This is a genomic window from Nocardioides panacisoli (genome assembly GCF_039537325.1).
GTDB classification, from domain to species: Bacteria; Actinomycetota; Actinomycetes; order Propionibacteriales; family Nocardioidaceae; genus Nocardioides; species Nocardioides panacisoli.
Genome location: NZ_BAABAH010000021.1, coordinates 59,413 through 80,309 on the forward strand (window position 1 = coordinate 59,413; position 20,897 = coordinate 80,309).

Genomic DNA, 20,897 nt, shown 5'->3' on the forward strand with positions numbered 1-20,897 from the left:
GTGTCGGGATCAGGCCCGATTCCTGAGGGTGTCGGCATCGGCGGGTACGACGATAGACGTTGCTGCCGACAACGACCGAATCCTTTTCGGCCGGCAGCGGCTCCGGGCGCAGATCCTGCGGAGGCCCGCTCAGGTCAGCAGCGACCGCACGACCCGCAGCCCGACCGACACCCGCGCGAGATCGGGGTCGTCGTCGACGCAGATCGCGGCGAGGGTCCCCGTCGCCTGCTCGACGGCGCCGGCGGACGCCTCCTCCCACCTCGCCACGCGCTCCGCGGCCTCGGGCGCCTCGCCGTCCTCGGCCGGCGTCTTCTCCAGGACCTGCGCGGTGAGCTGGGCGTGCACGGCGTTGAGGTCGTCGCGGAGCGCCGCCCGGGCCATCGTCTGCCACTGGTCGGCGCGCGGGAGGGAGACGATGAGGTGCTGGAGGGCGGACACGCCGAGCCGCTCTCCCAGGGCGAAGTGGACCCGGGCGACCTCGGCCGGGTCGATGTCGCTCCGCACGGCGATCTCGACGACGTTGAGCAGCGCGTAGGCGACGTCGAACGTCGCCACCCGCGAGGCGAGGTCCTCGGGCACGTCCTGCCCGACCAGCGTCGACCTGCGACGCTCGAAAGCCGCGAGCTCCTGGCCGGTGAGCAGGTCCGGCAGCTGGAGCATCGTCGACTGGACCGGCGCCGCGAACAGGTCGACGGTCGCCTGGCTGTCCAGCGGCGGCCGGCGGTTGGTCATCAGCCAGCGGGAGGCGCGCTCGACCAGCGTCCGCATCTCCACCCGCATCCGGGTCTGCACCGCGGCGTCGATCTTGTTGTCGTAGGTCGCCAGCTCCTTGCGCAGCGGCAGCGAGCCGAAGATCTCGCGGGCCACGAAGTTCGCTCGGGTCAGGTCGGCGGCCGACGCGGCGGTCTCGCCCGCCAGCCGCGGCCAGTAGGTGAACCCGGCGCCGTTCACCAGGTCGTTCACGACCTGGGTCACGATGATCTCCCGGCGCAGCGGGTGCTGCTCGATCTGCTCGCGGAAGCCCTGCTTGACCGGCGTCGGGAAGTACTCGAGCAGGTCGAGGGTCAGGTAGGGGTCGTCGGGCAGGTCCGAGCGCAGCAGCTCGTCGGCGAGCACGATCTTCGTGTAGGCCATCAGCACCGCCAGCTCGGGCTGGGTGAGGGCGCCCTCCCGCTCGATCCGCCGCTTGACCTCCGCCTTGCTCGGCAGCGCCTCGAGGGCGCGGTCGAGCAGACCGCGCTTCTCCAGGTCGTGCATCCACTGCTCGTGGACGTGCAGCAGCGACGGGGCGTTCTTCGCCGCGTTGGCGAGTGCCAGGTTCTGCTCGTAGTTGTCGGCGAGGACGAGCTGGGCGACCTCGTCGGTCATCGAGGCCAGCAGCTGGTTGCGCTGCTTCTCGGTGAGGTCGCCGTCGCGGACGACCCGGTCGAGCAGGATCTTCAGGTTGACCTCGTGGTCGGAGGTGTCCACACCCGCGGAGTTGTCGATGAAGTCGGTGTTGATCCGGCCGCCGCCGGCGGCGTACTCGATCCGGCCCCGCTGGGTGCAGCCCAGGTTGCCGCCCTCCCCCACGCACCGGGCGCGCAGCTGCTCGCCGTCCACCCGGATCGCGTCGTTGGCCTTGTCACCGGCATCGGCGTGGGACTCGGTGGAGGCCTTGACGTAGGTGCCGATCCCGCCGTTCCACAGCAGGTCGACCGGCGCGAGCAGGATCGCGCGCATCAGCTCCGCCGGGGTCAGGTGCTCGACGTGGCCCACGATCCCCAGCGCCGCACGCACCTGCGGGCTGATCGGCACCGACTTCGAGGACCGGGAGTAGATCCCGCCACCCTCGGAGATGACGGACTTGTCGTAGTCCTGCCACGAGGAGCGGGGCAGCTCGAAGAGCCGCTTGCGCTCGGCGAACGACGCGGCGGCGTCGGGCTCGGGGTCCAGGAAGATGTCGCGGTGGTCGAACGCCGCGACCAGCCGGATGTGCTCCGAGCACAGCATCCCGTTGCCGAACACGTCGCCGGACATGTCCCCGATCCCGACGCAGGTGAAGTCCTCGGTCTGGCAGTCGACGCCCATCTCGCGGAAGTGACGCTGCACCGAGACCCAGGCCCCGCGGGCGGTGATGCCCATCGCCTTGTGGTCGTAGCCCACCGAACCGCCGGAGGCGAACGCGTCTCCCAGCCAGAACTCGTAGTCCTTGGCGACCCCGTTGGCGATGTCGGAGAACGTCGCCGTCCCCTTGTCGGCTGCGACCACCAGGTAGGAGTCGTCCCCGTCGTGCCGGACCACCCGCGGCGGCGGGACGGTCTCTCCGCCCACCAGGTTGTCGGTCACGTCGAGCAGGCCCCGGATGAAGGTGGTGTAGCACTCGACACCCTCGGCCAGCCACGCGTCCCGGCCGCCCTCGCCGGAGGGGTCGGGCAGCTGCTTGGCGTAGAACCCGCCCTTCGCGCCCACCGGCACGATCACGGTGTTCTTGACCATCTGCGCCTTGACCAGGCCCAGCACCTCGGTGCGGAAGTCGTCACGCCGGTCGCTCCACCGCAGGCCGCCCCGGGCCACCGGCCCGAACCGCAGGTGCACACCCTCGACCCGCGGGGAGTACACGAAGATCTCGTACCGCGGCCGCGGCTCGGGCAGCTCCGGGATCGCCGAGGGCTCCATCTTCAGCGACAGGTAGGGCTTGTGCCGCGAGCCGTCGGGCTGGAAGTAGTTGGTGCGCAGCGTCGCGCGGATGTGGGTCAGGTAGGACCGCAGGATCCGGTCGTGGTCGAGGCTCACGACGTCGTCGAGGCCGCGCCCGATCTTCTCGACGAGTGCCTCCTCGCGGTCCGTGCGCGCCTTCTCCTCGAGGTCCGGGTCGAACCGGTTCTCGAAGAGCTTCACCAGCAGCCGCGCCAGGTCGACGTTCTCGGCCAGGGCGCCCTCGATGGAGTCGATGGCGAACGGGCTGTTGCCCTGCCGCATGTACTTCGCGTAGGCGCGCAGCAGCGTCGCCTGCCTCCAGGTGATGCCGGCGCGCAGCACCAGCGCGTTGAACCCGTCGACCTCGGTGAAGCCGTCCCAGATCGCGCGGATCGCGTCGGTGAACAGCTCCCGGGCGTGGTCCGGGAGGGCGGTGCCGTAGCGGAGCCCGAAGTCGTAGACGTGCGAGCGCCGCTCGAGGCCGACCAGGGCGTAGGGCCGCTCGTCGACGACCTCGACGCCCATCGACGAGAGCATCGGCAGCACGCCCGACAGCGACAGCGGGTCGCCGATCCGGAACACCTTGAGGCGGGCCTCGCCGTCGGCCGCGTCGACGTCCTCGTAAAGCGCGAGGTCGAGCCCGACGTCACCCTGGATGCTCTCCAGCCGGCCGAGGTCCACGGCGGCCGTGCGCGCCGGGAAGTCCTCCTTGTAGGCCTCCGGGAACGCCTCGACGTAGCGGCGGCCCAGGATCGCGCCGACCTCCTCGCCGTACTCCGTCGACACGGCCTGCAGGAAGTCCTCCTGCCACGACCGCGACGCCTCCACGAGGCGCCGCTCGAGGTCGGCGGTGTCGATGTCCTGCGGGATCAGCTCGCCCGGCGCCAGGCGTACGACGAAGTGCACGCGCGCGGTCGTCGACTCGTTGATCGAGACGTTGAACTCCACCGACTCGGCGCCGAGCCGCTCGGTCAGGATCTTGGCGAACCGCTGCCGGACGGCCGTGTTGTAGCGGTCGCGCGGCAGGTAGACGAGCACGGAGAGGTAGCGGCCGTAGGTGTCGCGCCGGATGAACAGCCGCACCGCACGCCGCTCGCGCGCCTGGCTGGCCGCCTCCACGATGGGCGCGAGCTCCTCGACGGGCGTGTGGAAGAGCTCGTCGCGGGGGTAGGTCTCCAGGGTGTCGAGCAGCGCCGCCCCGTCGTGGCTCCGCGGGTCGTGGCCGGAGCGCCGGAGCACGTCGTCGACCTTCTCCTTCAGCAGCGGGATCCGCAGCACCGACTCGGTGTAGGCGGCGCTCGACAGCAGCCCGAGGAACCGGCGCTCACCGACGACCTCGCCGTCGGCGCCGAACGTCTTGACGCCCACGTAGTCCAGGTAGGACGGCCGGTGGACCGTCGCCCGCGAGTTGGCCTTGGCGAGCACCAGCAGCCTCCGCTCGCGGGCCTTGGCCTTGACCGCCTCGGGGAGCCGGTTGAAGGAGGCGGACTCCGCCGCACCCTCCTGGTCGCGCAGGATCCCGAGGCCTGAGCCGGCGACCGGCTTGAGCACCTCCTCCTCCGAGCCGCCGACCGCGACGCTCTCCAGGGTGTACTCGCGGTAGCCCAGGAACGTGAAGTGCTCGTCGGCGAGCCAGGTCAGCAGGCGTCCTGCCTGCTCGACCTCCGCCTCGGGCAGCGGCGGCGGGACCTCCTCGAGGCCGGCGACGATGGTGCGGACCTGCTCGTGCATCGCCGGCCAGTCGTCGACGGCGGCACGCACGTCGCCGAGGACGCGCACCACGTCGGCCTGGAGCCGGTCGATCATCTCGGGGTCCCCGAGCCGGTCGATCTCGACGTGCATCCACGACTCCCGCACCGTGCCCTCCGCGGGCTCGGCGGAACCGGGCGTCGACGGGTGGACACGCGTCAGCGCACCGGAGGGGTCCCGCTCGACGTCGAAGGTCGGGTGCAGCACCAGGTGCACGTCCCGGAGCTGACGGGCCAGCTCCATCGTCAGCGAGTCGACGAGGAAGGGCATGTCGTCGGTGACGACCTCCACCACCGAGTGGCCGCCGGCCGACCAGCCGTGGTCGGCGACGGTGGGCGTGTAGACGCGCACCCGCGCGGTGTCCTCGGGCCGCTCGCCCGCCAGGTGGTGGTGCGACGCGAACGCGCCGTAGATGTCGACGTCGGACCGGTCGGCGAGGTCGTCGGTCGACACGTGCCGGTAGTAGGCCGCCAGCAGCGACGCGAGCGCGTCGGCATCGACCTCCCGCGGGCCTCCGGACCCGTGTGACCTCCGGGCTACGTCTGCGGCTTGGCTGAGGATCTGGTCGCGCTCGGTCGGCTGCGTCGTCATTGACACACTCGTCACAGTAGGACCCGGCGGGGTCGGCCACAACACGACTTGCGAGCGGCTGCCAAGATGCGCGTATGGCAACAACTGTCGAGTACGAGATGGTCTACGACGCACCTGCGGAATCCGTCGCCGCCATGCTGTCCGACCCGGCCTTCCGCGAGGAGGTCTGCCAGGAGATGCGCGCGATCTCGCACGAGGTGCACATCGACGGCGACGCCTCCGGCAAGAAGGTCCGGATCGAGATGGTGCAGCCGACCGAGGGCGTGCCCGCCGTCGCCGCCAAGATCGTGGGCTCGACGACCGAGATCGTCCAGGAGGAGGTCTGGTCGAGCCCCACGGACGGCAAGATCACCGTGACCATCCCCGGAAAGCCCGGCGAGATGTCGGGCACGGCGACCCTCGTCGAGGCCGACGGCGTGACGCGGGAGCAGGTGCGGATGGACATCAAGGTCAAGATCCCGCTCGTGGCCGGCAAGATCGAGGGCGTGCTCGCCAAGGTCCTGCGCAGCGCGCTCAAGGCCGAGGAGCGGGTCGGCCGGAAGTACCTCGCGGGCTAACGGGTGTCCCGGCTGTCGTCCCGCTCCTGCCGCCGACGTACGGCGAGCACGATCCCGAGCACGACGAACGGCCCGAACGCCAGGAGCAGCGTGAGCGCCTGCTCGTAGGGGTGCATCGCACCGAGGTGCAGCGGGGTCATGCCCTCATCGTCCCAGGCGGCCCGGGTCAGCCCATGTAGGGGTAGCGGTGGTCGGTGGGCGGGACCAGGGTCTCCTTGATCGAGCGCGGCGAGGTCCAGCGCAGCAGGTTGGAGGCGGCGCCGGCCTTGTCGTTGGTGCCCGAGGCCCGGCCCCCGCCGAACGGCTGCTGGCCGACGACCGCGCCGGTGGGCTTGTCGTTGACGTAGAAGTTGCCCGCCGCGAAGCGCAGGGTCTGGCTCGCCCACGCGATCGCGGCCCGGTCCTGGGCGATGATCGCGCCGGTCAGCGCGTAGGACGCCGCGGACTCCGCCTGGCGCACGACGTTCTCGAAGTCGCCGTCCTCGTAGACGTGCACGGCCAGGATCGGCCCGAAGTACTCGGTGGTGAACATCTCGTCGGTCGGGTCGCCGCCGACCACGATGGTGGGTCGCACGAACCAGCCGACGCTGTCGTCGACCTGGCCGCCGGCCACGATCTCCAGGCCGTCGGTGGCGCGGGCGCGCTCGATCGCCGCCTTGTGCTTGGCGAACGCGCGGTCGTCGATGACGGCGCCGAGGAAGTGGGAGAAGTCGGTCGGGTCGCCCATCGAGAGCGCCTCGGTCTCGCTGACGAGGTCGGCCTCGATCCGCTCCCACACCGAGCGGGCGACGTAGGCCCGGGAGGCGGCCGAGCACTTCTGGCCGGAGAACTCGAACGCTCCGCGGATCAGCGCCGTGCGCACCACCGCCGGGTCCGCGGACGGGTGCGCGATCACGAAGTCCTTGCCACCGGTCTCACCGACCAGCCGCGGATAGCTGCGATAACCGGCGATGTTGGTGCCGACCGTGGCCCAGATCTTCTGGAAGGTCGGCGTCGAGCCGGTGAAGTGGATACCGGCCAGGTCGGGGTGGGCCAGGGCGACCTCGGAGACGGCCAGCCCGTCACCGGGCAGCATGTTGATGACGCCCGGCGGCATGCCGGCCTCCACGAGCAGCTCCATGGTCAGCGACGCGGCCAGCTGCTGGGTCGGGCTGGGCTTCCAGAGGACGGTGTTGCCCATCAGCGCCGGCGCGGTCGGCAGGTTGCCGGCGATGGCGGTGAAGTTGAACGGAGTGATCGCGTAGACGAATCCCTCCAGCGGCCGGTGGTCGGTGCGGTTCCAGACGCCCGGGCTGTTCGCGATCGGCTGCTCGGTGAGGATCTGCTTGGCGTAGTGGACGTTGAACCGCCAGAAGTCGATCAGCTCGCACGCCGCGTCGATCTCCGCCTGGAACGCCGTCTTGGACTGGCCCAGCACCGTCGCCGCGTTGAGCCGCTGGCGCCACGGGCCGGCGAGCAGGTCGGCGGCCTTGAGCAGGATCGCGCAACGCTCGTCGAACGGCATCGCACGCCACTCCGGCGCCGCGGCGGCGGCTGCGTCGACCGCGCGCTGCGCGTCCTTCTGGTCGCTGTTGCGCAGCACGCCCAGCACGTGCTGGTGGTCGTGCGGCTGCACGACCCGGATCTCCTCGCCGCCACCGGCGACCCACTCACCGCCGATGTAGGCGTCCAGCGATCGCTGCTCGGCCTCCTGGGCCGCGAGCTGCTCGGTCAGTGCCGCGCGTTCGGGGGTGCCCGGCGCGTAGGTCAGGTTCGGCTCGTTCGTGGGAGCCGGCGGGAACGTGATGGCGTCCATACCCGCGATGTTGTCAGACAATCGCCGTGGCGCCCAAGTGCCGGCGCACCCCGGTCAGGAGTCGGTCGGCTTCGACGTACGACGACGTCCGCGCGGGGCCCGCTGCCGGCCGCCGGTCGACACGTCGAGCAGCTCGTCGAGCGACTCGCGCAAGCAGATGCCGAGCAGGTCGGCGTCGGGCACCCAGTCCCGGTCGGCGGTGATGCCGTAGAAGACGCCACCGTCGTAGGAGGTCACCCCGATGACCAGCGGGTGACCGGGCACGAGCGGGGGGACGGGGAAGCTGGCACGCATCCGGGCGCCCGCCGCGTAGAGCGGCGCCTGCGGCCCCGGGACGTTGGTGATCGAGAGGTGGTAGCCGCGCCGCAGCTCCTCCGCGGCGACCCGCGACCCGATGGCGTGGAAGGTGGTCGGCGCGAAGCCCGCGATGCCCGCGAGCCGGTTGGCGGCGACGCTGCGGCCGGTGTCCTTGTGCGCCTGGAAGGAGTAGGAGACCTGGTGCATGCGAACCGCCGGGCTCGGCTCGCCGACCGGGAGGTCGACGAAGTGGGCGGCGATCTGGCTGCCGAGCGAGGTCGCCTCGAGCTCCTCGTCGATGACCGACACCGGCACCACGGCGCGGACCTGGCGCATCCCGCCCAGTGACTCGGCCCGGGTCATCAGCCAGGCCCGCAGCGCCCCGGTGACCGTGGCGAGGATGACGTCGTTGATCGTGCCGCCCTGCGCCTTCCGGATCTTCCGGTAGTCCGCGAGCTTGGTCTCGACCGCGACCACCCGGCGCTGCTGGGACAGCGGGCCGTTGATCACCCCGCTCGACCGCGGCCGGCGGCCGGCCAGGGCGCCGGCGAGGTGTCGCACGCGGCGGGTGCGTCCCTCGGCCGTCCGGCGCAGCGCCAGCGAGGTGCTGCGCACCGTCGCCATCGCCGTCCCGGGGTCGCTGACCGTGTCCTGCAGGGCGGCTGCGACGAGGCCGGCAGGGGTCGGCGCCGCCCGCGGGCGCCAGTCGTCGCCCTCGAGCTGCTTCGGCGTCGGTGAGGCGTCGAGGAGCAGCTGGCCGAGGTCGACGGTGTGCACGCCGTCGACGAGCGCCTGGTGCGTCTTGGAGAGGACCGCGACCCGGCCGTCCTGCAGGCCCTCGATGAAGTAGATCTCCCAGAGCGCCCGGCTCCGGTCGAGCGGGCGGGACACGATCCGCGACACCAGCTCGAGGAGCTGCGCCGACGTGCCGGGACGCGGGAGCGCGGATCGCCGTACGTGGAAGCCGAGGTCGAAGTTCTCGTCGTCGACCCAGACGGGGTTCGCCAGCCAGCCGGGGACCGCCTGGACCCGCTGCCGGTAGCGCGGCACGAACGCGATCCGGTCGTTGATCAGGGCCACCAGCCGCTGGTAGTCGAACGGCCGGCCCTCGGTGTCGACGCCGTCGAAGATCTCGATCGTGGCGTTGTGGAGCGGCGTCTCGGGGGACTCCTCGGTCAGGAAGGCGAGATCACGCGGGCGTACCCGGTCAACCACGTCTCTTCCCTTCCTCGTTGGGCCGCGACCCACCAGCGGGGCGTCACCGTCCGTCTGAGATTCTGGCAGACATGCGGATCGACTCCCTCCACCGTCCATCCCGCGCGGCGTCGATCGTCGCCGGCGCCGTGCTGGTCGCGGCGGCCCTCGCCGGCTGTGGCGGCGGCCAGGACGGCGACAGCTCGGGAAGCACCAAGGACCCCGTCGTCGTGGACGTGACCTTCCAGGACGGGAAGGTCACGCCCAGCGGCGAGCGGCTCGACCTCGCGGTCGGCCAGGAGCTGGACCTCAAGGTCAAAGCCGACGAGGCCGGCGAGATCCACGTCCACTCCGACCCGGAGCAGGAGCTGGAGTACCCCGCCGGCACCAAGACCTTCGAGCTCGACGGCTTCGAACGGCCCGGGCAGATCGTCGTCGAGTCGCACACCCTCGACGTGGTGATCCTCCAGCTCGAGGTCAAGTAGCCGGTGATCGACGCCCACGGGATCGGCGGTCAGGCCGACCTCCCGATACCGCTGCAGCTCGCGGTCTCCGGCGCGGTGGCCGCCCTGGTGCTGTCGTTCACGGTGCTGGTCGTCGCGTGGCGACGGCCGAGGTACGCCGGTCCCGACGGCGTCGCGGGCGGCAGGCCCGCGCCGGACCTGCTCTCCCGGGTCGTCCTCTCCCGCGGCATGCGCATCGCGCTGCGCGTCATCGGCTTCGTGGTGTTCGCCTACACGGTCGCGACCGCCGTCTTCGGCATCGACGAGCTCACCAACCCGTTCTTCGGCATCGTCTACATCTGGCTGTGGGTGGCGGTCCCCGTCGCCTCGGTGCTGCTCGGCCCGGTCTGGAAGGCGATCAGCCCGGTCCGCACCATCACCGAGCTGCTCAGCAGGGCGACCGGCGGCGATCCCGAGCAGGGCATCCGCGAGTACCCCGAGTGGCTCGGGCTGTGGCCCGGCGCGATCGGGCTGTATGCCTTCGTGTGGCTGGAGCTGGTCTTCGAGAACCGCGACTCGCTGGCCGACGTACGGCTCTGGTTCACGGTGTACGTCGCCGTCATGCTCGTCGGCGGCGCCGTGTTCGGGTCCCGCTTCCACGAGCGCGCCGACCCGTTCGAGGTCTACTCGACCCTGGTGTCCCGGCTGTCGCCGTGGGCGGTCGTCGACGGCCGGGTGGTGCTGCGCAGCCCGCTCGCGAACCTCGCGACGACTCCACCACTGCCCGGCCTGGTCGCGGTCATCGGCGTGATGTTCGGCAGCACGGCGTTCGACTCGTTCAGCGGGTCGATCTTCTGGCTGAAGTGGGTCTACGACGCGCCGGTGCACGCGTGGGTGATGTACAACCTCGGCCTGCTCGCGTTCTGTGCGGCTGCGAGCCTGCTCTTCGCGCTCGGCTCCTCGCTGACGCCCGTCGGCCCCGAGCTGCGCCGGTCCGAGCTGCCGCGGCTGCTCGCGCACTCGATGGTGCCGATCATCTCCGCCTACATCGTCGCCCACTACCTGACGTTCCTCGTCGACTACGGCTGGCAGACGGTCGCCCGCGCGAGCGACCCGTTCGGCAAGGGCTGGGACATCCTCGGTACGGCGAGCCTGACGCCGGGCTACTGGTTCTCCTACCACCCGACCCTGCTGGCCACGGTCAAGGTGCTCGCCGTGGTGGCGGGCCACGTGACGGCGGCCGTCCTCGCCCACGACCGGGCGATCCGGCTGCTCCCGGCCAAGCACCAGATCAACGGCCAGCTGCCGCTGCTGTTCACCATGGTCGGCTTCACGGCCGGGGGGCTCTACCTGCTGTTCAGCGCCTGACGCCGGGCGGCCATCGCGTCGACGAGTCCGGCCACGCCCCGGGTCAGCGCCGACTCGCCGGACTCGAGCAGGGTGCGGCCGGCGACGAGCGCGCGGTCGACGGCAACCTGGTCGTCGGGCAGGAAGTGGACCTCGGCCTCCGGGGCGAACCCGCGCAGCATCGCGACGACGTCGGGCTCCCGCCAGCCCAGCGAGGGCCGCATCCGGTTGACCACCAGGTGGAGGTCCGGCGCGTCGAGGAGCTCGCGCAGGTCGGTCACGGCGCGGGCCAGCCGGGCGAGACCGACCGGGTCGGCCGCGCCGACCAGCACCACCGAGTCGGCCTCGGTGACGGCCTCCACGGTGAGCCCGTTGCGCTGGGGCCGGCCGCCGAGGTCGGCCGCGGCGTCGTGCTCGAGGCTGAAGCCCGTGTCGAGCACGACCTGCGCGTCGGACCGGGCCGCGGCGACGATCGCGGCCAGGGCACCGGGCCGCACCTCCGGCCAGCGGTCCGGGCGCGGCAGGCCGGTCACGACGCGCAGCCGGTCGGAGAGCCGCCGCTGGACCTCCGGCAGGCGCTCGGCGACCGTGCCTGCGGCGACCAGGCGCGCGGCCGAGAGGAGACCGGACACCTCGTCGAGCACGCCGAGGTGCTGCGCCACGGCGCCGCCGTGCGGATCGGCGTCCACCAGCACGGTGGTGAGCCGGCGCCGGGCGAGCTCGGCGGCGAGCGCGATCGCGACCGTCGTGCGCCCGGGAGCGCCGGCCGGACCCCAGACCGCGACCACCCGGCCCGGGCTGCCGGCCGGCGGCGCGTCGGCCGGCCGCTCGGCTCCGGCCGGCTCCGCGGGCACGCCGGGCGAGGTCCCGGTCGTCACGCCGGTCAGCACGTCCGGCAGCCCGCCGACCTCGTCCGCGCCGACCACCGCGTCCACTCCGGTCCGCCCCGTGCGCGCGGTCGCGGGGTCGGGGTCCGCCGCGACCGCGACGACCCGGACGCCGTGGCCGTGCAGGTCGGCGACGACGGTCGCGTCCAGGCCGCTGAGGTCGGCGGCGAGCACGGCGACGTCGGCCCGGCCCGCGCTCGCCGCGGCCAGCAGGTCCTCGACGTCGACGCAGCGCTTGAGCACGACCACGCCCGGGTGGGCGTTGAGGGCGGCGAGCGCCCCGGCCTCCCAGGCCGCGCCCGTCGAGACGAGCAGTGCGACGATCACGGCGCGCCGCTCGCCGGGCTGGTGACCACGGAGAGTCGCGGCTCGTCGAGCCGGCCGAGGACCGCCTCGAAGGCCGGGACCTCGTCCTCGGGCACGGCGACGACCAGCTGGCGGTTCCCGTCGACCGCGAAGGCCCCGTCACCGGCGGGAGCCGCGAGGACGGTGACGTCGTCGAGCGCCGGCCGGGGACGCCCCGACGGGCGGCTGCGGCGGGCTGCGTCGTCGACGTACACGTCGACCACGGAGCCCTCGCCGACCGACGGCTCCACCGCGTTGGGTGCCACCTCGAGCGGGACGTGCGCGAGCGCGACGCCGTCGGCGGGCACCAGGTCGGACCGCGCGACCAGCTCCCCCGCGCCGACCCCGGCGCGGAGCACGACGCCGTCGGCCGGTCGCTCGTCGACCCTGAGGTAGAGCGCCTCCTCGTCGCCGTCCGCGAACCGCACCCGGGTGCTCACCAGGTCGTCCGCGGTCACCGGCGAACCTGGCCCCTGCGCGTCGGCGTACGTCCACACGGCGACGGTGTCGTCGGCCGCCGCCAGCAGCCGGGAGCCTAGGACGACCGAGGCGGTGACGAGCAGGACACCGATCCACAACCGCGGGTCACGCCAGCCCGACCGGGCCACCCGCGTGGCGGGCGGCGGCGTTGCTGGGGCCGGCGTGCCCGGCCCGAGACTCCTGGACACGGGCACATCATGACCGCGTCCCGGCGACGCGTCATCCGGTCATCCACAGGGCCCTGCCGGCCTGCGCGACAGTGACGGTGGCGGGTGCGACGATGGGCGCATGGCATCCCCGGCAGGCACGCCTCGCTTCCTGACGCTGACGGACGTGGCCGAGACGCTGAACACCTCCAGCGCCCAGGTCTACGCCCTGGTGCGCCGCGGTGAGCTGCCGGCGATCAAGATCGGCGGCCGCGGTCAGTGGCGGGTCGAGGCGACGAAGCTGGAGGAGTACATCCAGCGGCTCTACGAGGAGACCGCCGGCTTCGTCCAGCAGCACCCCTTCACCGACGACGTGGACGCGTAGGGGTCGGGCCTAACCGGTCTCGCCGTCGAGGGTCACCTCGACGGTCTTCTCGTCCTCGCCGCGCTCGATGGTGAACTCGATGGTCTCCCCCGGCTGGTGCGTGCGGATCGCCACGATCAGGGAGATGCCGTCAGTGACCTTGACGCCGTTGACGGCGGTCACCAGGTCGCCCTTCTCGAGCCCGGCGTCCTCCGCCGGCGAGCCGTCGACGATCGAGTCGAGCTTCGCGCCGTCGCCGCCCGGCAGCCCGCCCGTGACGACCTTCGCCCCGATCACGGGGTACTGCGCCTCGCCGGTACGCAGGATCTGGTCGGCCGTGACCCGGACCTGCTCGACCGGGATCGCGAACCCGACGCCGATGTTCCCGGCCTCACCGTCCACCGTGCCGCCACCGTTGGTCGCGATCGCGGAGTTGATCCCGACGACCTGACCGCGCCGGTCGACGAGCGGACCGCCCGAGTTGCCGGGGTTGATGGCGGCGTCGGTCTGGATGGCGTTGATGTACGACGAGTCGTCCGCGGTGTCGCCGGTGGTCACCGGACGGTTCAGCGCGCTCACGATGCCGGAGGTGACCGTGGCACTCAGGCCGAGCGGCGAGCCGATCGCGACGACGGGGTCGCCGACGCGCAGCGCCTGGGAGCGGCCCAGCGAGGCGGGCTTGAGCGAGGTCGCGTCCTTGGAGTAGAGCACGGCGATGTCGTAGACGGGGCTGCGACCGACGACCTCCGCGTCGTACTTGTTGCCGTCCTGGTCGACGATCTGGATCGCGCCCTTCTCGTCCTTGGCCTGCGCGACCACGTGGTTGTTCGTGATGATGTGGCCCTGCTTGTCCAGCACGAAGCCGGAGCCGGTCGCGCCCGTGCCGTCGGTGAACTCGGCGACGATCTGGACCGTGCTCGGCAGCATCTCGGCGGCGACCCTCGTGACCGACCCGCCGTCCTTGAGCGGCGGCTCGGTGTCGACGTCGACCTGGTCGAGCCCGCCGCTGACCAGGCCGGGCGAGTCGTCGTCGTCGGCGATCCAGCCGTCGTAGGCGGCGGCGCCACCGACGCCGCCGAGCAGGCCGACGACCAGGGCCATCAGGGCGACCGCCGGCCACGGCAGGCCGCGGCGCGGCCGGTCCGGCCGGGCATGTCCCGGCGGCGCGCCGGGCGGGGGCGGCGGAGGAACCGCTCCCTGGGAGAACGCCCGCGTCGACGGCGGGGGCGGCGGCCACTGCTGGGCGGCCGGCGCGACCGGACCCGTCTCCTCGCTGCCACCGGCCGGCAGGATCGGCGCCGTCTCGTCGATGTCGCTGGCCGCGCCCGGCCCGACGGTCTCGCTCGCGTCGGCGCGGTGCTGCGGCGCCGGTGGCTCGGTGGGCGGCGCGAAGGGCGCCGAGGGGGAGACCAGGGCGTCGCCGCCCTGCTCGGGCTGCCCGGGCAGCTCGCGGTCGTGCTCGTCGTTCACCGGGCCATCATCCCTGATGGCCGGTCATCGCCAGCGCGGAACCCGCCTGGTGGCTCCGGACGCCTAGTCCACCAGCAGGCGCACCCAGGCGGGCACGGCGTGCTGGCGTGCCTGGTGCGCGCGGTCGCCGGTGCTCACCGCGTCGCTGACCCCGGTCGGCCCACCGGTGCTGGGCACCGGCGACTCGATCCGGCTCGTGGGCGGCCGACGGTCCGCCGGCGGGGCGGACCCGGGCACGGCGCCGAGCGCGAGCATGCCGATCATCGCGGCGCCGAGCGCGCCACCGCCGAGCACGGCGACGCCGAGCCCACGGCGGGCGCCGGTTCCGCTGGGCTCGACGAGGTAGCGCTCCCCCGGCGGCATGCTCATCAGCGACCCCTTGAGGTCGGACGGAGCACCGCCCGGGGCGTCCCACGACAGGCCGGCGAGCTGGGTCTTCACCCAGCCCTCACGCTCGACCAGGTCACGACAGGCGTGGCAGGAGTAGACGTGGGCCCACGCCTCCTCGGCCTCGTGCGGCGGGAGCTGGCCGTCGAGCAGCGCGCTGACCCGGGGACCGAGGTGGCCGATCACGAACGACCCCAGCCGGGCACGAGCGAGGTCCGCGGGCCCGCGTAGCGGCTGCGCCCGTCGACCGGCGCGCGGTGCGCGAGCGCGGTTCGGAGCATGGCGCGGCCGCGGTGGATCCGCGACCGGACGGTGCCGAGCTTGGCGCCGAGGATCTCGGCGATCTCCTCGTAGCTGAGTCCCTCGATGTCGCACAGGACCACGGCGGCGCGGAAGTCCGGGGGCAGGGCCGCGAGCGCCTGCTCGACGTCGTCGTCGAAGGTGCGGTCGGCGTACGCCGTGTCGGGGCTGGCCACCGCGCTGGCCAGCCGGGCGGCGCGCTCGTCGGAGAGCGCGTCGAAGCGGATCCGCTGCTTGCGGCGGGCCTGGTCGAGGAAGAGGTTGGTCGTGATCCGGTGCAGCCAGCCCTCGAAGGTGCCGGGCGTGTAGGTGTCGAGCGAGCGGAAGACCCGGACGAAGACCTCCTGGGTGAGGTCCTCGGCGTCGTGGCGGTTGCCGGTCAGGCGCAGCGCGAGCCGGTAGACGCGGCCGGAGTGCTCCTCGACGATCCGCTCCCAGCTCTGCTGCTCGTCCATGGCTCCAGACCTTAGGCTCCGGGGCTGAGGATTCCCTGTGAACCCGCTGACGGCTCCGGTGACTGGTCCAACGAGCGGGCGCCGCGGGTTGTTCCACGGTTCGGCCGTCGGCGGCGATAGGTTGTCGCCGTGGCTCTCCCTGCGATCAACGCCGCCAGCTGGACCTTTGCCGAGACCTACGTCGCCGAGGACGAGGTCCTCGCGGCGGCACGTGCCCGCGCCGAGGAGGTCGGCGTGGTCGCGATCGGCTCCGGCGGAGGCGCGGTCCTGCGCTTCCTCGCCGCCGCGCTCGAGGCCAAGGCGGTCGTCGAGATCGGCACCGGCACCGGCGTCTCCGGGCTCTGGCTGCTGCGCGGCATGCGTCCCGACGGGGTGCTGACCACCGTCGACGTCGAGGCCGAGCACCAGCGGCTGGCCAAGGAGTCCTTCAAGGACGAGGGCATCGCGCCGCAGCGGGTCCGGGCGATCGCGGGAGCGGCGCTCGACGTGCTGCCGCGGCTGACCGACGGCCACTACGACCTGGTCTTCGCGGACGGGGACAAGCGGGAGTACTCCGCCTACCTCGCCGAGGCGCTCCGGCTGCTGCGGCCCGGCGGCGTGGTGGCGTTCGACAACGCCCTGTGGCACGACAAGGTCGCCGACCCGGCGCAGCGCGACGAGCAGACGGTCGCCATCCGCGACCTGGTCCAGCAGGTCGCCGCGACCGACGGCCTGGTGCCGACGCTGCTGCCCGTCGGTGACGGGCTGCTGGTCGCGAAGAAGGAGTGGACCCCGGACGCCGAGTAGGTCTCGATACGCCCTCGCTCGTCCCTCGCGAGCGGCTACTCGACCACCGGCGACTCCGCGCGCGGCGCGGCCGCGAAGCCGTCGGCGCCCTCGGCGATCGCGACGATCGAGCACGGCTCGATCAGCACCGGCGCGCTGCCGATGATCTGCGAGCCCGGGGACTCCGCCGCGGTCGCGGTGAAGCTCTCCTGGAACGCCGCGCGCGCGGCGTCGTCGGCGAAGACGTAGCAGCCCTCGAACCACTCCCCCGGCACTATCCGCCAGGTCTTGTAGGACAGGCCGTCCTGGCCCGTGAACCGGGCGTGGGAGGTGTCGGCGACGTAGGACGCCAGCTCGTCGGCCACGTCGGCCGGCGCCTCGGCGAGCGACCACCGGACGGTCAGACCCCTCATCGTCGCTTCTCCTTGCGGTCGTTGCCGGCCGGGCCGATCCCGGTCAGCGGCTCGGGCCTGCCGAGCCAGGCGAGCAGCAGCCGCGCGCCGAACCCGGAGGGGCCGACGGTCCATTCGTGCCGCTCGTCGGGGACGTCGCCGACGGAGGCGACGTCCAGGTGCGCCCACGGCACGGGGGTGCCGGGACGGCGGAGGAAGTGCTGGAGGAAGAGCGCCGCACCGATGGCCTGGGGGCCGCTCGGGCTGTTGTCGGCGTCCGCGACCAGGGACCTGAGCCGCTCCTCGTAGGCCGCGTGCAGCGGCATCCGCCACAGCGGCTCGCCGGCGCGCTCGCCGGCCTCGAGCAGAGCGCGCGCGAGCTCGTCGTCGTTGGCGAACAGGCCACCGACCTGCTGGCCGAGCGCCACCTTGATGCCGCCGGTCAGGGTGGCGATGTCGACGACGACCGCGGGGTCGAGCTCGGCGACGGCGTAGGCCAGCGCGTCGGCGAGGACCAGCCGGCCCTCGGCGTCGGTGTTGGTCACCTCGCTGGTGCGCCCGCCCCAGTGGCGCAGGACGTCGCCGGGGCGCAGGGCGCCGCCGGAGATGGCGTTCTCGGCGGCGGGCACGAGGCCGGTGACCCGCACCGGGCAGTCGACGTCGGCGAGTGCCGCCATCGTGGAGAGCACGACCGCGCCGCCGGTCATGTCCCGCTTCATGCTCGCCATGCTGGCACCGGGCTTGATCGAGAGGCCACCGGTGTCGAAGGTGATGCCCTTGCCGACCAGCACGACCCGCGGCGTCCTCCGGAGCGCCCGCGCCGAGATGCCCTCCGGCGTGTAGTCGAGCCGGATCAGCCGCGGCGGCGTGGCCGAGGCCTTCCCGACGCCCAGGATCCCGCCGAAGCCCTCGTCGGCGAGGTGGTCCTCGTCCCAGATCCGGCACTCGAGGCCGGCGGCCTCGGCGAGCTCGCGGGCCCGGTCCGCGAGCCACGGCGGGTTCTTCAGGTTGGACGGGACGGTGGCCAGGGTGCGCGACCGCCAGCCGGCGCCGCCGATGGCGATCGCCCGCTCGAGCAGGGCGTGGTCGGGCACGACGCCGGGCGCGGCGACCACGACACGGCGCACCGGTCGGTGCGGCGGCCCGTCGGAGCGCCAGTGGAAGACGAAGGAGCCGAGCATGGTGCCGGTGACGAACGCCTCGAGCACCTCGGGCGTCGCGTCCGCGGCGGCCGGGATCGACGTGGCGACGGCGTCGCGGTCACGGGTCGCCCGGGCGAGCGCGGCGCCCGCACGGCGTACGTCGACCGGCGCGGCCGCGCCGACACCGACCAGCAGCACCATCCGCAGGTGCGGGTTGGCGTCCGTGCCGGCGGGGACCGGCAGCGTCGCGACCTCCCCGGTCGCGCCCGTCATGCCGTGCAGCTCGGCGATCTCGACCAGGTCGACGTCGAGCCGCTCGGCCGCGTCGTCCGCGCCGGGCCCGAGCAGGACCGGGTCGCCCGGCTCCGGGCCGGGCAGCACGGGAAGGGCCACCACGTCGACGCCGACGACGGTGGCAGGCTGCAGGTCGCCGAGAGCGAACTCAGGCGGCGAGACCTGAGGGGGAAGGGTGCCGGTGAGCGGGGAGGGTCGCCCGGTCACCCGACGACGTTCTTGAGGGCGTCGCCCAGGGCGCCGGCCTCCTCGGCGTTCAGCTCGACCACCAGGCGGCCACCGCCTTCCAGCGGGACGCGCATGACGATGCCGCGACCTTCCTTGGTGACCTCCAGCGGACCGTCACCGGTCCGAGGCTTCATCGCCGCCATGCGGCACCCCTCTTTCCCACTACCTTCGACTGGGTCGTCGTGCGCACGCGCGCGGAGACCATTATCGCGTACGCCACACACGACGCGCAGCCCGGTCAGATCAGGCCGTGCGATCGGTGTCGGGCCCGGGAGCGGCCTGGGCGTCGGGGGCGGCGTCCGGCGCACCGGCCCCGTCGGACCCGCGGGCACGCATCTCGGTGGCCAGCCGGTCGAGCAGGGCGTCCACCTCCGACATCCGGTAGCCCCGGACGGCGAGCGAGAACCGCACCCGCCCGAGGTCGTCGGCCACCAGCGGCCGGTCGCGCGGCACGGCGGCGTCCGGGCGGTCGTCGTACGCAGGCGCCATCGGCTCGCCACGGCCGGCGGCGAGCATCGCGACCGCGCCCATGGCGAGCACGATCATGATCGCGAAGACCCACATCATGGTGGTGCTCACCCGTGCTCTTCCCTGGCCTTGACCATCAGGTCGACGGCGAGGTCGACGTCGTCGGTGAGGGTCAGCATGTCGACGTCGGACTGCTTGATCCGCGCGTCGGACAGCATCGTGCCCTGCATCCAGTCCAGCAGCCCCGTCCAGTGCTCGGTGCCCATCAGCACGATGGGGAACTTGGTGATCTTGAGGGTCTGCGCGAGCGTCATCGCCTCGAAGAGCTCGTCGAGGGTGCCGAGGCCGCCGGGCAGCACGACGTACCCCTGGCTGTACTTGACGAACATCATCTTGCGGACGAAGAAGTAGCGGAAGTTGAGGCCGAACGTCACGTAGTCGTTGAGCTTCGCCTCCCAGGGCAGCTCGATGCCCAGCCCGACGCTCTCGCCGCCGGCCTGCATCGCGCCGCGGTTGGCGGCCTCCATCGCGCCGGGACCACCACCGGTGATGACGGTGAAGCCGGCCTCGACGAGCGCCGCGCCGACGCGCACGCCGATGTCGTAGGCGGGGTGGCTCTCCGGGATGCGGGCCGACCCGAACACCGAGATCGCGGGGCCGAGCTCGGCCATGTCGTTGAAGCCTTCGACGAACTCGGCCTGGATCTTGAGCACCCGCCACGGGTCGGTGTGCACCCAGTCGGTGTCACCGCGGCTGTCAAGCAGCCGCTGGTCGGTGGTGGAACCCGGGGGGCGGCCCTTGCTGGGTCGCGGTCCCGGCCCGTTGCGTCGGGTCATCGGTCGTCCTCTCGTCCCTCGAGCCAGGCGCGGAGCTGCTGCTCGCACCGCTCGATGTCTGCGACCGGCACGTGCTCCTCCTTGGTGTGGGCCAGCATCGGGTCACCAGGACCGTAGTTGACCGCTGGTACGCCGAGCACGGTGAACCGTGCGACGTCGGTCCAGCCGAACTTCGGGTTCGGCGACCCGCCGACAGCCTCGACGAACGCCTTCGCCGCGGGCCGGTCGAGGCCCGGCAGGGCGCCGGGCGCGGAGTCGGTCAGCGTCAGGTCGTAGCCGTCGAAGAAGTCGCGGACGAACGCCAGCGCCTCGTCCTCCGAGCGGTCCGGCGCGAAGCGGAAGTTCACCTCCACGACGCACTCGTCCGGGATGACGTTGCCCGCGACGCCGCCGCGGATGCCGACCGCGTTGAGACCCTCGTGGTACTCCAGTCCGTCGATGACCGGCTTGCGCGGCGCATAGGAGTTGAGCCGGTCGAGCACCTCGGCCGCGGCGTGGATCGCGTTGACGCCGCGCCAGCTGCGCGCCGAGTGCGCGCGCTCGCCCCTGGTCCGCACCTCGACCCGCAGCGTGCCCTGGCAACCGGCCTCGACGACGGCGTTGGACGGCTCCATGAGCACGGCGAAGTCGGCCTCGAGCAGGTCGGGGTCGCTCTCGCTCAGCAGCCGCAGCCCGTTGAACCTCGAGTCGATCTCCTCGGCCTCGTAGAGCACGAAGGTGACGTCGTGAACGGGCTCCGGCACCGTCGCCGCGATCCGCAGGATGACCGCGTCGCCGCCCTTCATGTCGCACGTACCGAGCCCGTGCAGGATCCCCGTCTCGGCGTCCAGCCGGCTCGGCAGGTTGTCGTTGACCGGCACCGTGTCGAGGTGCCCGGCCAGCACGATCCGGCTGCCGCGACCGAGCTCGGTCCGGGCCACGACCGTGTGCCCGCGCCGGGCCACCGTGAGGTGCGGTAGCGCCTCGAGCGCCGCCTGCACCGCGTCGGCGATCAGCGCCTCGTTCTTCGAAACCGACTCGATGTCGACGAGCTGACGGGTCAGCGTCACGGCGTCGGCGGTCAGGTCGAGAACGGGCGGAGCGGTCATGGACGCAAGTCAACCAGCAGCCGGTTCGCGTCACGTCTAGCTGTACTCGGCCAGGAGGTTGGTGACACTCCGGGCCGGTTGTTGACGTAGCGAAGACCTCCGGGTGCGGTGGGCGCTGTCTAGGTCACCTACCGTCCGGAGGTCTTCGTGACTCACCGTAATGCCCGGCTGAACTTCCGCGGCCGGCAACTCCTCGTC

The 20,897-nt window shown here is 72.6% G+C and carries 20 protein-coding genes; 5 read left to right on the forward strand and 15 right to left on the reverse strand.

Annotated elements, in window-relative coordinates; all coding sequences use genetic code 11:
* Positions 1–129: 129 nt before the first annotated feature.
* Positions 130–5,019: an NAD-glutamate dehydrogenase gene (locus tag ABD709_RS20325; protein WP_344778888.1), complete on the reverse strand. Its 4,890-nt coding sequence runs from the start codon at positions 5,017–5,019 to the stop codon at positions 130–132.
* Between the two features lie 74 nt (positions 5,020–5,093).
* Between ABD709_RS20325 and ABD709_RS20330 the strand changes: the two genes are divergently transcribed.
* Positions 5,094–5,576: a DUF2505 domain-containing protein gene (locus tag ABD709_RS20330; protein WP_344778889.1), complete on the forward strand. Its 483-nt coding sequence runs from the start codon at positions 5,094–5,096 to the stop codon at positions 5,574–5,576.
* On the opposite strand, the gene ABD709_RS20335 is transcribed toward ABD709_RS20330, so the two are convergent.
* From ABD709_RS20335 to ABD709_RS20345, 3 genes are read right to left on the reverse strand one after another with little or no spacing between them, the layout of a single operon-like run.
* On the reverse strand, positions 5,573–5,716 hold the full coding sequence (locus ABD709_RS20335) for a hypothetical protein (RefSeq protein ID WP_344778890.1): 144 nt from the start codon (positions 5,714–5,716) through the stop codon (positions 5,573–5,575). The genes ABD709_RS20330 and ABD709_RS20335 overlap by 4 nt on opposite strands.
* Positions 5,717–5,742: 26 nt before the next feature.
* The gene (gene pruA / locus ABD709_RS20340; protein WP_344778891.1) at positions 5,743–7,371 is read right to left on the reverse strand and encodes an L-glutamate gamma-semialdehyde dehydrogenase; all 1,629 of its coding nucleotides are present in this window, start codon (positions 7,369–7,371) and stop codon (positions 5,743–5,745) included.
* Positions 7,372–7,425: 54 nt separating this feature from the next.
* The gene (locus tag ABD709_RS20345; RefSeq protein WP_344778892.1) at positions 7,426–8,883 is read right to left on the reverse strand and encodes a WS/DGAT/MGAT family O-acyltransferase; all 1,458 of its coding nucleotides are present in this window, start codon (positions 8,881–8,883) and stop codon (positions 7,426–7,428) included.
* A 71-nt stretch (positions 8,884–8,954) separates the two neighbouring features.
* Here ABD709_RS20345 and ABD709_RS20350 point away from each other — a divergent pair, with 71 nt between their 5' ends.
* Together ABD709_RS20350 and ABD709_RS20355 are read left to right on the forward strand one after the other, a co-directional pair.
* On the forward strand, positions 8,955–9,347 hold the full coding sequence (locus ABD709_RS20350; protein ID WP_344778893.1) for a hypothetical protein: 393 nt from the start codon (positions 8,955–8,957) through the stop codon (positions 9,345–9,347).
* 3 nt (positions 9,348–9,350) lie between these two features.
* Positions 9,351–10,673, forward strand: coding sequence for a hypothetical protein (locus tag ABD709_RS20355; RefSeq protein ID WP_344778894.1), 1,323 nt, complete (start codon positions 9,351–9,353; stop codon positions 10,671–10,673).
* Here the strand turns inward: ABD709_RS20355 and ABD709_RS20360 are convergent.
* Both ABD709_RS20360 and ABD709_RS20365 read right to left on the reverse strand, forming a co-directional pair.
* Entirely contained in the window at positions 10,652–11,866 is a 1,215-nt protein-coding gene (locus tag ABD709_RS20360) for a CpaE/TadZ family protein (protein ID WP_344778895.1), read from the reverse strand. The genes ABD709_RS20355 and ABD709_RS20360 overlap by 22 nt on opposite strands.
* Positions 11,863–12,552: a hypothetical protein gene (locus ABD709_RS20365; RefSeq protein WP_344778896.1), complete on the reverse strand. Its 690-nt coding sequence runs from the start codon at positions 12,550–12,552 to the stop codon at positions 11,863–11,865. Before ABD709_RS20365 ends, ABD709_RS20360 begins: the two co-directional genes overlap by 4 nt.
* 100 nt (positions 12,553–12,652) lie before the next feature.
* Here ABD709_RS20365 and ABD709_RS20370 point away from each other — a divergent pair, with 100 nt between their 5' ends.
* The gene (locus ABD709_RS20370) at positions 12,653–12,895 is read left to right on the forward strand and encodes a helix-turn-helix domain-containing protein (protein ID WP_344778897.1); all 243 of its coding nucleotides are present in this window, start codon (positions 12,653–12,655) and stop codon (positions 12,893–12,895) included.
* A 9-nt stretch (positions 12,896–12,904) separates the two neighbouring features.
* Here ABD709_RS20370 and ABD709_RS20375 read toward each other — a convergent pair whose 3' ends face one another.
* From ABD709_RS20375 to sigE, 3 genes are all read right to left on the reverse strand, one after another.
* A complete protein-coding gene (locus tag ABD709_RS20375; RefSeq protein WP_344778898.1) occupies positions 12,905–14,344 on the reverse strand; it encodes a S1C family serine protease in 1,440 nt (479 codons plus the stop codon).
* Positions 14,345–14,407: 63 nt separating this feature from the next.
* Entirely contained in the window at positions 14,408–14,917 is a 510-nt protein-coding gene (locus ABD709_RS20380; RefSeq protein WP_344778899.1) for an anti-sigma factor, read from the reverse strand.
* Complete coding sequence (gene sigE, locus ABD709_RS20385; protein ID WP_344778900.1) at positions 14,914–15,486, reverse strand: RNA polymerase sigma factor SigE; 573 nt, start codon at positions 15,484–15,486, stop codon at positions 14,914–14,916. Before sigE ends, ABD709_RS20380 begins: the two co-directional genes overlap by 4 nt.
* A 129-nt stretch (positions 15,487–15,615) precedes the next feature.
* Between sigE and ABD709_RS20390 the strand changes: the two genes are divergently transcribed.
* Positions 15,616–16,272 carry an O-methyltransferase gene (locus tag ABD709_RS20390; protein WP_344778901.1) on the forward strand — a complete coding sequence of 219 codons (657 nt, stop codon included), beginning with the start codon at positions 15,616–15,618 and terminating at the stop codon, positions 16,270–16,272.
* Between the two features lie 35 nt (positions 16,273–16,307).
* Here the strand turns inward: ABD709_RS20390 and ABD709_RS20395 are convergent, their stop codons facing one another.
* The 6 genes from ABD709_RS20395 to dapE form a co-directional block, all read right to left on the reverse strand.
* Positions 16,308–16,664: a hypothetical protein gene (locus tag ABD709_RS20395; RefSeq protein WP_344778902.1), complete on the reverse strand. Its 357-nt coding sequence runs from the start codon at positions 16,662–16,664 to the stop codon at positions 16,308–16,310.
* Positions 16,661–18,286, reverse strand: a complete 1,626-nt coding sequence (locus ABD709_RS20400; RefSeq protein WP_344778903.1) for a leucyl aminopeptidase family protein — start codon at positions 18,284–18,286, stop codon at positions 16,661–16,663. Before ABD709_RS20400 ends, ABD709_RS20395 begins: the two co-directional genes overlap by 4 nt.
* Positions 18,283–18,450 (reverse strand): DUF3117 domain-containing protein, encoded by a 168-nt coding sequence (locus ABD709_RS20405; protein WP_091024313.1) that lies wholly within the window; start codon positions 18,448–18,450, stop codon positions 18,283–18,285. The genes ABD709_RS20400 and ABD709_RS20405 overlap by 4 nt, the downstream gene beginning before the upstream one ends.
* A 100-nt stretch (positions 18,451–18,550) precedes the next feature.
* On the reverse strand, positions 18,551–18,886 hold the full coding sequence (locus ABD709_RS20410; RefSeq protein WP_344778904.1) for a DivIVA domain-containing protein: 336 nt from the start codon (positions 18,884–18,886) through the stop codon (positions 18,551–18,553).
* A complete protein-coding gene (locus ABD709_RS20415; protein WP_344778905.1) occupies positions 18,883–19,611 on the reverse strand; it encodes an LOG family protein in 729 nt (242 codons plus the stop codon). Before ABD709_RS20415 ends, ABD709_RS20410 begins: the two co-directional genes overlap by 4 nt.
* Positions 19,608–20,699 (reverse strand): succinyl-diaminopimelate desuccinylase, encoded by a 1,092-nt coding sequence (gene dapE, locus ABD709_RS20420; protein ID WP_344778906.1) that lies wholly within the window; start codon positions 20,697–20,699, stop codon positions 19,608–19,610. Before dapE ends, ABD709_RS20415 begins: the two co-directional genes overlap by 4 nt.
* Positions 20,700–20,897 lie beyond the last annotated feature (198 nt).